This is a genomic window from Cohnella sp. LGH (genome assembly GCF_017671885.1).
In the GTDB taxonomy this organism is placed as follows: Bacteria; Bacillota; Bacilli; order Paenibacillales; family Paenibacillaceae; genus Cohnella; species Cohnella phaseoli.
Genome location: NZ_CP072117.1, coordinates 7,885,498 through 7,897,887, shown reverse-complemented (window position 1 = coordinate 7,897,887; position 12,390 = coordinate 7,885,498). Strand labels below are relative to the sequence as shown.

General features: G+C 53.0%; 11 protein-coding genes. 9 read left to right on the top strand and 2 right to left on the bottom strand.

Annotated features, from left to right (window positions below; genetic code table 11):
- Positions 1–10 precede the first annotated feature (10 nt).
- The 7 genes from rpoC (at position 11) to tuf (ending at position 9,606) form a co-directional block, all read left to right on the top strand.
- Positions 11–3,634: a DNA-directed RNA polymerase subunit beta' gene (gene rpoC / locus J4772_RS32565; RefSeq protein ID WP_116065549.1), complete on the top strand. Its 3,624-nt coding sequence runs from the start codon at positions 11–13 to the stop codon at positions 3,632–3,634.
- Between the two features lie 256 nt (positions 3,635–3,890).
- Positions 3,891–4,055: a hypothetical protein gene (locus tag J4772_RS32560; RefSeq protein ID WP_209073056.1), complete on the top strand. Its 165-nt coding sequence runs from the start codon at positions 3,891–3,893 to the stop codon at positions 4,053–4,055.
- Positions 4,052–4,756, top strand: coding sequence for a hypothetical protein (locus tag J4772_RS32555; RefSeq protein WP_209073055.1), 705 nt, complete (start codon positions 4,052–4,054; stop codon positions 4,754–4,756). The genes J4772_RS32560 and J4772_RS32555 overlap by 4 nt, the downstream gene beginning before the upstream one ends.
- Positions 4,757–5,234: 478 nt before the next feature.
- A complete protein-coding gene (gene rpsL / locus J4772_RS32550; RefSeq protein ID WP_116065552.1) occupies positions 5,235–5,657 on the top strand; it encodes a 30S ribosomal protein S12 in 423 nt (140 codons plus the stop codon).
- Between the two features lie 57 nt (positions 5,658–5,714).
- Entirely contained in the window at positions 5,715–6,185 is a 471-nt protein-coding gene (gene rpsG, locus J4772_RS32545) for a 30S ribosomal protein S7 (protein WP_116065553.1), read from the top strand.
- A 39-nt stretch (positions 6,186–6,224) separates the two neighbouring features.
- Entirely contained in the window at positions 6,225–8,297 is a 2,073-nt protein-coding gene (gene fusA, locus J4772_RS32540; protein WP_209073054.1) for an elongation factor G, read from the top strand.
- A 115-nt stretch (positions 8,298–8,412) separates the two neighbouring features.
- Entirely contained in the window at positions 8,413–9,606 is a 1,194-nt protein-coding gene (gene tuf, locus J4772_RS32535) for an elongation factor Tu (protein WP_116065555.1), read from the top strand.
- Positions 9,607–9,674: 68 nt separating this feature from the next.
- Here tuf and J4772_RS32530 read toward each other — a convergent pair whose 3' ends face one another.
- The gene (locus J4772_RS32530; protein ID WP_209073053.1) at positions 9,675–10,262 is read right to left on the bottom strand and encodes a YitT family protein; all 588 of its coding nucleotides are present in this window, start codon (positions 10,260–10,262) and stop codon (positions 9,675–9,677) included.
- A 98-nt stretch (positions 10,263–10,360) separates the two neighbouring features.
- Entirely contained in the window at positions 10,361–11,056 is a 696-nt protein-coding gene (locus J4772_RS32525; RefSeq protein WP_209073052.1) for a DUF421 domain-containing protein, read from the bottom strand.
- Between the two features lie 342 nt (positions 11,057–11,398).
- Between J4772_RS32525 and rpsJ the strand changes: the two genes are divergently transcribed.
- Together rpsJ and rplC are read left to right on the top strand one after the other, a co-directional pair.
- Positions 11,399–11,707, top strand: coding sequence for a 30S ribosomal protein S10 (gene rpsJ, locus J4772_RS32520; RefSeq protein WP_116065558.1), 309 nt, complete (start codon positions 11,399–11,401; stop codon positions 11,705–11,707).
- 45 nt (positions 11,708–11,752) lie between these two features.
- Positions 11,753–12,379, top strand: coding sequence for a 50S ribosomal protein L3 (gene rplC / locus J4772_RS32515; RefSeq protein WP_116065559.1), 627 nt, complete (start codon positions 11,753–11,755; stop codon positions 12,377–12,379).
- Positions 12,380–12,390: the final 11 nt, after the last annotated feature.

Here is a 12,390-nt window from a genome sequence, read left to right as displayed (position 1 = left end):
GGCTTGCTCCTTGTTAGACGTCAATAACTTTGAGTTTATGAAGATCGGTTTGGCTTCGCCCGATAAGATCAGATCGTGGTCCAGAGGCGAAGTCAAGAAGCCGGAGACGATAAACTACCGGACATTAAAACCGGAAAAAGAAGGCTTGTTCTGCGAGAAAATTTTCGGACCGACCAAGGACTGGGAATGTCATTGCGGCAAGTATAAGAGAGTGCGTTACAAAGGCGTCGTCTGCGATCGCTGCGGCGTCGAAGTCACGCGGGCTAAGGTGCGCCGCGAGCGGATGGGCCATATCGAGCTTGCCGCTCCGGTATCCCACATCTGGTATTTCAAAGGGATTCCTAGCCGCATGGGTCTGGCGCTGGACATGTCTCCTCGCTCGCTCGAGGAGATCATCTACTTCGCATCCTATGTGGTCACGGATCCGGGCGATACGCCGCTGGAGAAGAAACAGCTGCTCTCCGAGAAAGAGTACCGCAGCTACCGCGACAAGTACGGCTATGCGTTCCATGCCGGCATGGGCGCGGAAGCGGTCAAGAAGCTGCTGCAGGACATCGACCTCGATCGCGAGCTCGAGACGCTTAAGGAAGAGCTTCGCACGGCTCAAGGCCAACGCCGCAACCGTGCGATCAAGCGCCTGGAAGTTATCGAATCGTTCCGCAACTCCGGCAACCTGCCGGACTGGATGATTCTCGACGTGCTTCCGGTCATTCCTCCGGAGCTTCGCCCGATGGTCCAACTGGACGGCGGACGCTTCGCGACGAGCGACTTAAACGACCTGTATCGCCGCGTCATCAACCGGAATAACCGGCTGAAGAGATTGCTCGACCTGGGCGCTCCGGACATTATCGTGCAGAACGAGAAACGGATGCTTCAGGAAGCGGTCGACGCCTTGATCGACAACGGCCGCCGCGGCCGTCCGGTAACGGGACCGGGCAACCGTCCGCTGAAATCCCTCAGCCATATGCTGAAAGGAAAGCAAGGACGTTTCCGTCAAAACCTGCTCGGTAAACGGGTCGACTACTCCGGTCGTTCGGTTATCGTTGTAGGCCCGAGCTTGAGAATGTACCAGTGCGGTCTTCCGAAGGAAATGGCGCTGGAGCTGTTCAAGCCGTTCGTGATGAAGGAGCTTGTGCTGAAAGGCTTGGCTCACAACATCAAGAGCGCGAAGCGCAAAGTCGAACGCGTAAGCCCAGAAGTATGGGACGTGCTGGAGGAAGTTATCAAGGAGCACCCCGTGCTGCTGAACCGCGCGCCGACGCTGCACAGATTGGGCATTCAAGCTTTCGAACCGATTCTGGTCGAAGGCCGCGCAATCAAGCTTCACCCGCTCGTCTGTACAGCGTATAACGCCGACTTCGACGGCGACCAGATGGCCGTTCACGTGCCATTGTCGGCCGAAGCGCAAGCGGAAGCCCGCTTGCTCATGCTGGCTGCCGGCAACATCTTGAACCCGAAAGACGGCAAGCCGGTCGTTACTCCGTCGCAGGATATGGTACTTGGTTGCTACTACCTGACGATGGATAACAACAAATCTTACGGCTCCGGGTTTAAGTTCGCCAACGTTAACGAAGCGGTTTCCGCTTATCAACGCGGTACGGAAGGCGTTTCGCTGCACGCCCGCGTCGTTATTCCGGTTAAGGAACTGAAGAAGAAGACGTTCACGCCGGAACAGCAGGAAGCTCTGATCGTAACGACGATCGGCAAAATCATTTTCAACGAAATTTTCCCGGACACGTTCCCTTACATTAACGAGGCGACAAAAGAAAACCTCGTTAAAGGTACGCCGGATAAATATTTCATCTACGAAAAGGGCGCCGACCTCTCGAAGTTTATCGAGGATCCGGCCATCCCTGGAGCAGTAGGCAAAGAATATCTGGGCAACATCATCGGCGAATGCTTCCGTATTTACCATACGACGCAGACGTCGGTCATCCTGGATAACATCAAGCAGCTCGGCTTTACGTACTCGACGCGGGCGGGTATTACGATCGGCGTCTCCGACGTTATCGTACCTGAGGAGAAGCAAGAGATTCTCAAGAAGTCCGAAGAGCGCGTCAAAGTCGTTACAACGCAATATCGTCGCGGTCTGATCACGAACGAAGAACGCCGCGACCGCGTTATCGAAATCTGGAGCAAGACGAAGGACGAGATCACGGACATCCTGATGAAGTCTATGGATCGCTACAACAGCATCATGCTGATGGTCGATTCCAAGGCGCGGGGCAACAAGTCGCAAATCACCCAGTTGGGCGGAATGCGCGGCTTGATGGCGAACCCGTCCGGACGGATTATCGAGTTGCCGATCAAGTCGAACTTCCGCGAAGGCCTTACCGTATTGGAGTACTTCATCTCCACGCACGGAGCGCGGAAAGGTCTGGCCGATACGGCTCTTCGTACCGCCGACTCGGGTTATCTGACTCGTCGTCTCGTCGACGTCGCGCAGGACGTCATCGTCCGCGAGGACGATTGCGGCACGGATAAAGGCATTACCGTTTCTCGGATCGAGGACGGCAAAGAGGTTATCGAAGATCTGTTCGACCGAATCGAAGGACGCTACGCGTTCGAGACGGTTCGCCATCCGGAGACGAAAGAGATCATTGCTCACCGCAACGATCTGCTCGATACGCCGAAGGCGGAAGAGATCGTTCGCGCGGGCATCAAGAGCATTCAGATTCGTTCCGTGCTTAGCTGCCGCGCCCGTCACGGCGTCTGTAAGCTCTGCTACGGACGCAACCTGGCGACTGGCAAGCAAGTGGAGATCGGCGAATCCGTCGGCATCATTGCCGCGCAATCGATCGGCGAGCCGGGAACGCAGCTCACGATGCGTACGTTCCACACCGGCGGCGTTGCCGGAGACGATATCACTCAAGGTTTGCCGCGTATTCAGGAGCTGTTCGAAGCGCGTAATCCAAAAGGTCAAGCGATCATCTCCGAGCTCGACGGCGTCATCAAGGAAATTCGCGAGACGAAGGACCGTCGTGAAATCGAGCTGCAGGGCGGAGCTGAATCGAAGATTTACCCGGTCAGCTACGGTTCGCGCATTCGCGTCGTGCAAGGCCAGCAGGTCGAAGCCGGCGACGAACTGACGGACGGCTCGATCGACCCGAAAGAAATGCTGCGCATCAAGGGCATTCGCGGGGTGCAGAACTACATTCTGCAAGAGGTACAGCGCGTATACCGGAACCAGGGCGTTGAGATCAACGACAAACATATCGAAGTTATGATCAAGCAGATGCTTCGTAAGATCCGCATCGTTGATCCCGGAGATACGCCGCTGCTTCCAGGCGCGTTTGTCGACTTGCATGAGTATGAAGCAGCCAACCGCGAAGCGATCCTCTCCGACAAGGAGCCTGCGGTTGCTCGCCCGGTACTGCTGGGGATTACGAAGGCGTCTCTCGAGACGGATTCGTTCCTGTCGGCAGCGTCCTTCCAAGAGACGACTCGCGTTCTGACCGATGCCGCTATCAAAGGCAAGGTCGACCGCCTGCTAGGACTCAAGGAGAACGTCATTATCGGTAAGCTCATTCCTGCAGGTACGGGAATGGCACGTTACCGCAACATCAAGGTCGTCTCGCCGTTTGACGAGCAAACGGATGAAGAGGCCGAGCTTGAGCCGGTAGGCGCGGAGTAAAATCGATAGACATAGAAGCGGATACCGACAGCGGTATCCGCTTTTTTGCGAAATTCGCGCGCTAACGAGCACCCCCACTTCATTTTAGAGAATTGCGATCGTATACTCGTCGCACGAGCTCCACCTTGCGCAGCGGATCGCCGATCGGACCGTACGGCTGACGGAAGGGAAAATCACCATAGAGGAAAATGAAAAGATCGCTCCTATCCGCGTCAAAACAATTGATTTTCAACCGGAGGAGGAAGCGGCGCAACAGGTGTGCAACTTGATGACGGCGGATATTCGGTTACAGAGAGTGCGGGCGGGTTGGCGGGCCGTGGTCGAGGCTGGACAGGCCGACGCTTTCCTGCTTGCTATATTGAACTCCGGAGGCCGCATTCATTCCGTTGCGGATGAAGAAGGAGGGGCGGGAGCGAGATGATCGGAACGTTGCGTTTTGCTTTCCATGATTATGTCAGATCATATCGCTATGTCGCACCGCTCTTGGCGTTCATGACATTCCTCATCTTCGTCTATACCGTTGTGCCGAATCCGGTGATGCCGAGTTACTCTATGACGGTCTCCTTGACGTTTTTGATTGCGGCTTGGCTAGGCTTCGGGTTCGTAGACGCTGAAGATGAAACGCAACAGCTTGTCGGTGTACTGCATGCCGGAGGATGGATTACGTATTTTGTCGGCAGGTGGCTGCTTATGCTCGGAGTTGGCGCGTGTCTGACCATTTTTGCGACGTTCTACCCGATCTTATTCAACAAGTTCGACAGACAGCCTGGAGTCGAAGAAGTATTGTCGGCGTTGGCCGGTCACATGGGAATGGCGCTGCTGGGAGTCGGAATCGCCTATCTCTTCACTTGCAGACTGGTTGGAAAACTAAATTACGCCATTACGGGTTTGGTTCTGGTATTGAGTCTTTCCTTTGCCGCCGGCGGCATCCGGGAATCGCTTCCCGAAGGGCTGAGCTTTATCGCCTATTTGCTTCCTCCGGTATTTTCCCTGATCGATGCTTTTAATCGCTACGAAACCGCTTCGATGGCGGAGGCGGCTTACGCGCTGCTCGCTCCGCCGCTGTACGGTCTGATTTTATTGCTCATTTATTTGCGACTGATGAAACGAAAGATGCTCTAGGGCGTGTCTGCACACCCGCTCGGGGGCGTCTTTCACCGCCTTTTCGCACCCTGCTGCGTCACTTTTGCTTGACGTACCTCCGGTACGCCTTCACAAAAGTTCCTTGCATGGAACGAAAATTCGGCAAAATCTGCTGTCCTCGGAGTATGCAGACACGCCTAAGTTGGAATCTAGGTTCTTGACACGCCATTTTCGAAGTGATAATATGTTCTAGTGTGTGCCAGAGGTGCGTCCATCCGACGTATCCTGACCGGTGCGGACCTGGGCGATGGTGAAGTGTTGTCGGCCGGCGATTCGCCGAGCCGCTTGAGAATAGGAATAACGGGTTTGATGCGGTTGACCGCTTGCGTGCGGATCTCCGGTCGGGCCCTTTCTCGTCTCTCAAAATGAACCACCTGGATCTGTGGGCTTCGCGACCGCGTCGATCCGATCGCTTATTCTTTATATTTTTTACCCGTCAAGGGAAGGGGGTGGCAACATGCCAACAATCAACCAGCTCGTTCGTAAAGGTCGTCAATCGAAGGTTGTAAAATCGAAATCGCCGGCGCTTCAAAGAGGTTTCAACGCTCTCAAACGCGTGGAAACGGATCTGAGCGCTCCTCAAAAGCGCGGGGTTTGCACCCGTGTAGGTACGATGACGCCGAAAAAACCGAACTCCGCTCTTCGTAAATACGCTCGTGTTCGCTTGACGAACCGCGTAGAGGTGACAGCCTACATCGGAGGAATCGGCCACAACCTGCAAGAACACAGTGTCGTTCTTGTACGTGGAGGCCGGGTTAAAGATCTTCCGGGTGTTCGTTACCACATCGTTCGCGGAGCATTGGATACGGCGGGAGTTAACAACCGTAAACAAGCTCGTTCCAAGTACGGAACGAAAAGAGCGAAAGCGAAGAAATCCTAATTCGTTACAGACGGCCTAAGCTGACTGAACGTTAAGAACGAGAAAGGAGGAACCTTAATGCCACGCAAAGGACCGGTTCCGAAACGGGACGTACTCCCGGATCCGCTGTACAACAGCAAACTGGTAACTCGCCTTGTTAACCGTATCATGATCGACGGTAAGAGAGGCGTAGCGCAACAATTGCTTTATGATGCGTTCAAATTGATTCAAGAGCGCTCCGGCAAAGACCCAATGGAGGTTTTTGAAGCGGCGATCAAGAATATCATGCCAGTGCTTGAAGTTAAAGCTCGCCGTGTAGGTGGAGCAAACTATCAAGTTCCGATCGAAGTTAAACCTGAGCGCCGCACGTCGCTTGGACTGCGTTGGCTCGTGAACTACGCACGCAATCGCGGCGAGAAAACGATGGAAGAACGTCTGGCAGCAGAAATTCTGGACGCTTCCAACAACACGGGCGCAGCAGTCAAGAAGCGTGAGGACACTCACAAAATGGCGGAAGCGAACAGAGCGTTCGCTCACTACCGCTGGTAATTTTCGCGAAGCTAGACATTTTGAAGGGAGACTATATTCATGGCTAGAGAGTTCTCCTTGCAAAATACGCGCAACATCGGGATTATGGCGCACATTGATGCGGGTAAAACCACGACTACTGAACGGATTCTGTTCTTTACCGGCCGTACTCATAAAATCGGCGAAGTGCACGAAGGCGCTGCGACGATGGACTGGATGGAGCAAGAACAAGAGCGCGGCATTACGATTACGTCTGCCGCAACGACTGCTCAGTGGAAAGGTCACCGCATCAATATTATCGACACTCCGGGTCACGTTGACTTTACGGTAGAAGTCGAGCGCTCCCTGCGCGTATTGGATGGGGCCGTTGGCGTTTTTAGCGCCAAAGAAGGCGTAGAGCCGCAATCCGAGACGGTATGGCGTCAAGCCGACCGTTACGGCGTACCGCGGATCGCTTACGTTAACAAGATGGACATCATCGGTGCAGACTACCTCAATGTTATCAACGACATGAGAGAACGTCTGAACGCGAATGCGGTCGCAATTCAATATCCGATGGGTGCCGAGGATACATTTATCGGCATGATCGACATCGTTGAGCGGGTCGCATACAAGTACACCGACGACAAGGGCAAAGCGCCGGACGAGATCGAAATTCCTGCGGAATATGCCGACAAAGTCGAAGAGCTGCGCGCTATTCTCGTAGAGAAGGTTGCAGAGCTTGACGAAGAGCTGACGATGAAGTATCTGGAAGGCGAAGAGCTTACCGTTGAAGAAATCAAATCAGCTCTGCGCAAAGGCGTCTGCGAAGTGAAAATCTTCCCGGTCGTCTGCGGTACTTCCTACCGCAACAAAGGCATTCAGCCAATGCTGGACGCTGTAGTCGCTTACCTGCCTGCTCCGACGGACGTTCCTGACATCAAGGGCGTTCTGGACGACGGCACGGAAACGACGCGCAAGTCTTCGGACAGCGAGCCGTTCGCGGCGCTGGCGTTCAAAATCATGACCGACCCATACGTTGGCCGTCTGACTTTCTTCCGCGTTTACTCTGGCGTACTGAACTCCGGTTCTTACGTTATTAATGCGACGAAAGGCAAACGCGAGCGTATCGGCCGTATTCTCCAAATGCACGCGAACAGCCGTCAAGAAATCGACATCGTCTACTCCGGAGATATTGCTGCGGCAGTAGGTCTGAAGGATACGACGACAGGCGATACGCTGTGCGACGAGAAGAATCCGGTTATTCTTGAGTCCATGAACTTCCCAGAGCCGGTTATCCAGCTTGCGGTTGAGCCGAAAACAAAGGCCGACCAAGACAAAATGGGTATCGCTCTGCAGAAGCTGGCTGAAGAAGATCCGACGTTCCGTGCTCACACGGACGAAGAAACCGGCCAAACGATTATCTCGGGGATGGGCGAGCTTCACCTCGAAATTCTCGTTGACCGTATGCTTCGCGAATTCAAAGTCGAGACTAACGTTGGTAAGCCGCAGGTTGCTTACCGCGAGACGTTCCGCACGCCGGCGAAAGTCGAAGGCAAATTCGTTCGTCAATCCGGCGGACGCGGTCAATACGGCCACGTCTGGATCGAGTTCGAACCTCAGGAGCCGGGTGCCGGCTTCGCGTTCGAGAACAAGATCGTCGGCGGCGTCGTACCGCGCGAATATATCGCTCCGGTACAAGCCGGTATCGAAGAGTCGATGAAGAACGGCGTACTTGCCGGCTTCCCGCTCGTAGATATCAAAGCAACGATCTTCGACGGATCTTATCACGACGTCGACTCCTCGGAGATGGCGTTCAAAATCGCCGGATCGATGGCGCTTAAAGCAGCGAAGGACAAATGTAATCCTGTGTTGCTCGAGCCGATCATGAAGGTTGAAGTAACGGTACCCGAAGAGTATTTCGGCGACGTTATGGGTATGCTGAGCTCCCGCCGCGGACGCATCGAAGGATCGGATATGCGTTTCGGCGCACAAATCGTTCGTGCGAAGGTGCCGTTGGCAGAGATGTTCGGATACTCCACAACTCTTCGTTCCGGTACGCAAGGTCGCGGTGTATTCTCGATGGAGCTGTCGCACTACGAAGAAGTGCCTAAATCCATCTCCGAAGAAATCGTGTCCAAGGCAAAAGGCTGAGCGTAAGGTTTGCCTTTTCTGGAAAGCAGGCGGAGGGAGAATCGCTTGATGCGGCGCTCCCACGTCATTAAATAAAAAATCAAATCCTTTTACTCATTAAGGAGGAACAGTATCAATGGCTAAGGCTAAATTCGAACGTAACAAACCCCACGTGAATATCGGCACGATCGGTCACGTTGACCACGGTAAAACGACGACAACTGCTGCAATCACTTCGGTATTGAACAAAAAATACGGAAGCGGTGCTGCTGTAGCATTCGACCAAATCGACAAAGCTCCAGAAGAGCGCGAGCGCGGAATCACGATCTCCACGGCTCACGTTGAGTACGAGACGCCTAACCGTCACTACGCTCACGTTGACTGCCCAGGACACGCTGACTACGTTAAAAACATGATCACGGGCGCTGCTCAAATGGACGGCGCAATCCTGGTTGTATCCGCTGCTGACGGCCCAATGCCGCAAACGCGCGAGCACATCCTGCTCTCCCGTCAAGTAGGCGTTCCTTACATCGTCGTCTACCTGAACAAGTGCGACATGGTTGAAGACGAAGAGCTGCTCGAGCTGGTTGAGATGGAAGTTCGCGACCTGTTGAACGAGTATGAGTTCCCAGGCGACGACACTCCAATCGTTCGCGGCGCTTCCCGTGAAGCTCTGGCTAATCCAGACGGCCCTTGGGCTGACAAAATCGTTGAGCTGTTCGAAGCTATCGACAGCTACATCCCGACTCCTGAGCGCGCAACTGACAAGCCTTTCTTGATGCCGGTTGAGGACGTGTTCACGATCACAGGTCGCGGTACGGTTGCTACTGGCCGTGTTGAGCGTGGTATCATCAAAGTCGGCGACGAGGCTGAAATCATCGGCCTGCACGAAGAAACTCGCAAAACGGTTGTAACGGGCGTTGAAATGTTCCGTAAATTGCTCGACCAAGCTCAAGCTGGCGACAACATCGGCGCATTGCTCCGTGGCGTTGACCGTAAAGATATCGAGCGCGGTCAAGTTATCGCTAAGCCAGGTTCCGTTAAGCCTCACACGGAATTCACGGCTCAAATCTACGTTCTGACTTCTGCTGAAGGCGGCCGTCACAAGCCTTTCTTCACAGGCTACCGTCCGCAGTTCTACTTCCGTACGACGGACGTAACGGGCATCATCAACCTGCCGGAAGGCACTGAGATGGTTATGCCTGGCGATAACATCACAGTTACGGTTCAACTGATCTCCCCGATCGCTATCGAAGAAGGCACTCGCTTCGCTATTCGCGAAGGCGGCCGTACGGTAGGCGCAGGCGCAGTTGCATCCATCCAAAAATAAGAGCTTCAAAACAAAAATGTCCAAGGCTTTCAGCCTTGGACATTTTTTTTCTTCTATTATATATGTAATCAGTAAGCGAAAAATTTAGAGGTGCAGAGGCTCGTCGCAAGACCGCCGGAAGTGATTGTCGCAATGGACAGAAAAAACGTATCGAGCGAAAATAGAATTCCTCCTGCTCCGATCACAATCGCATCCATAATGAGAATAAGAATGCCCACATTGATTTTCATCTTTTTCGCCAGCAGCTTGGCCAACAGGTCGACGCCTCCGGTGCTTGTGTCGAATTTTAGCAGTATTCCGAAGCCGATTCCGATAAACATTCCGCCCACAACCGAGGCGACGAAGGGGTGAACCGCAATAATAGGGGCAAACGGATTGTAGGGATCGAGGAGATCGATGGCGTAGGACAGAAATATCATTCCAAACAGGCTGTTGAAAAAAAAGCCTCGATCCTTAAACCAAGTATATACGAAGACAGGCAAACTGCATGCGATAAGGATAATGCCGACCTTGACTCCGAACAAATAATTGCTGATCAATGCGATTCCGATAAAACCTCCGTCGAGCACTTTGAGAGGCATAACGAAGAAGTCGATTCCTACGGCGATTAACAGACAACCGACCACGATAACGACAAGCTTTCGAAACGAGAGCAAAACCGATCATCCCTTTCATTCCCTGCCTGTCTTATTTATATGGAGAAGACAGGCGGAGAATGACGTTTAACTGGAAAAAAGGGGAAAAACGTTCTCTACTAGTGGCGCTTAAGGGAGTCGTCATATGGATCGATATATAGCTTGTTCTGCGAGTCGACCTGGGCGAAATAGATTTTATCCATAGAGACTCCGAGTTGACGGAGCTTGCTATTCAGCCAGTCGCGATTCAACCCGACTTTCTTCAAGGAGTCCTCCATAATCTTTCCGTCCATAATGACCGCCATATTGTACTTCTCGGGAGGCACCGGCAAGTTGATGTCGGAAGGAGTAAGCGGCTGGTATTCCTTTTTGAGCAGGACGTTCAGTTCTCCGCTAGTATCCAGAATTGCGAAATCGACCTGAGCCACGTTAAACACGTTTTTTTTGCGCAGCATCTCCAGCAATTCGTCCGATGTGATTCGTTCTTCCCTCAAGTTATCTTCGAGAATTTTCCCGTTCCTCATGAGGATGGTCGAAGTGCCGTCCAGAAAGTCGCGCGCTCTCTTGCTTTTTAACTGCAGAAACTCGATCCCGAAGGAAATGCTTACCCAGACAGCAAGGGCAATAATACCGATGTACCATTCGGAGTCTGTATCAAGTGACAGATAGGCGGCCAGGTTGCCGATCGAAATTCCCGTTATGTACTCGAATAAAGACAACTGGGACACCTGCCTCTTCCCGAGAATGCGAGTGATGATAAATAAGACTGTTACAGCCATTAAAGTTCGAAGCGTAATCTCCAGCCATGTCGGCATACCGATTCCTCCATTAAAGGGTTGCTGTGCTGCAAACCGAAGTTGTAGACGTTCATTGCTTCAGTGTCTCCAAAAATATCGCCCTCATGTATGAGCCGTGATGAGAAGATGAAGGGGCCAAACGGATCGAATCCGTACGTTTTTAATTTATGAAAATTATTTGTTGCATTTGCATGGGCAGATCGCTATAATAGTGAATGTTGGTCTGTGACTGTGCGCTGATGTGAGAGGTTGCCGACACACCCGGCCCCTTTGCCATAAGGGTGGCCAACAGGTGCAAGTCGGGTTATTCTCACGGAGTATGTCCGATTCCAAAATTGGGCGAATGAAGGAGGGAATTCTATGGCAAAGCAAAAAATCCGCATCCGTTTGAAAGCCTACGATCACCGTGTTCTCGATCAATCCGCGGAGAAAATCGTAGAAACTGCAAAACGTACTGGTGCAGGTGTGTCGGGTCCAATCCCGCTGCCGACTGAAAAGCAGATCATCACGATTCTGCGTGCGGTCCACAAGTACAAGGACTCGCGTGAACAGTTCGAAATGCGTACGCACAAGCGTTTGATTGATATCGTCAATCCGACGCCGCAAACGGTAGACGCGCTGATGCGCCTTGATCTGCCGTCTGGCGTCGATATCGAAATCAAACTGTAATAAGGCCTGGAGCCAAACAGATTCATCAAGAAAAGAGGTGTCAACATGTCAGGAATCTTGGGACGTAAACTCGGAATGACGCAAATCTTCGCAGCGGACGGCAGCGTAGTGCCTGTTACTGTAGTAGAAGCGACTCCGAACATCGTATTGCAAAAGAAAACTGCGGATAACGACGGATACGAAGCAGTTCAGCTCGGCTTCGCGGACAAACGCGAAAAGCTGGCTACCAAACCCGCGATCGGCCACGCAAAGAAGGCAGGCACGGGCCCCAAGCGCTTCATCCGCGAAGTTAGCGGACTTACGCCAGCAGAAGTTGAAGTTGGTCAGGAACTTAAAGTTGACCAATTCTCCGAGGGCGATATTGTTGACGTAACGGGGATTTCCAAAGGTAAAGGAACTGTAGGCGCCATTAAGCGTTGGGGCTTTGCCCGCGGCAAAATGACGCACGGTTCGAAATTCCACCGCGGTAACGGTTCGCTCGCGACGATTCGTGACGCCAACCGCGTACCGAAAGGTAAGAAAATGCACGGTCGCATGGGCCGCGAGACGATCACGGTTCAAAACCTGGAAATCGTCAAAGTCGACGCAGAGCGCAATGTGCTGCTGATCAAGGGCTCCGTACCGGGCGCTCGCAACAGCTATCTCAAAATCCGCACAGCGGTGAAGAAATAATTCGTAACGTA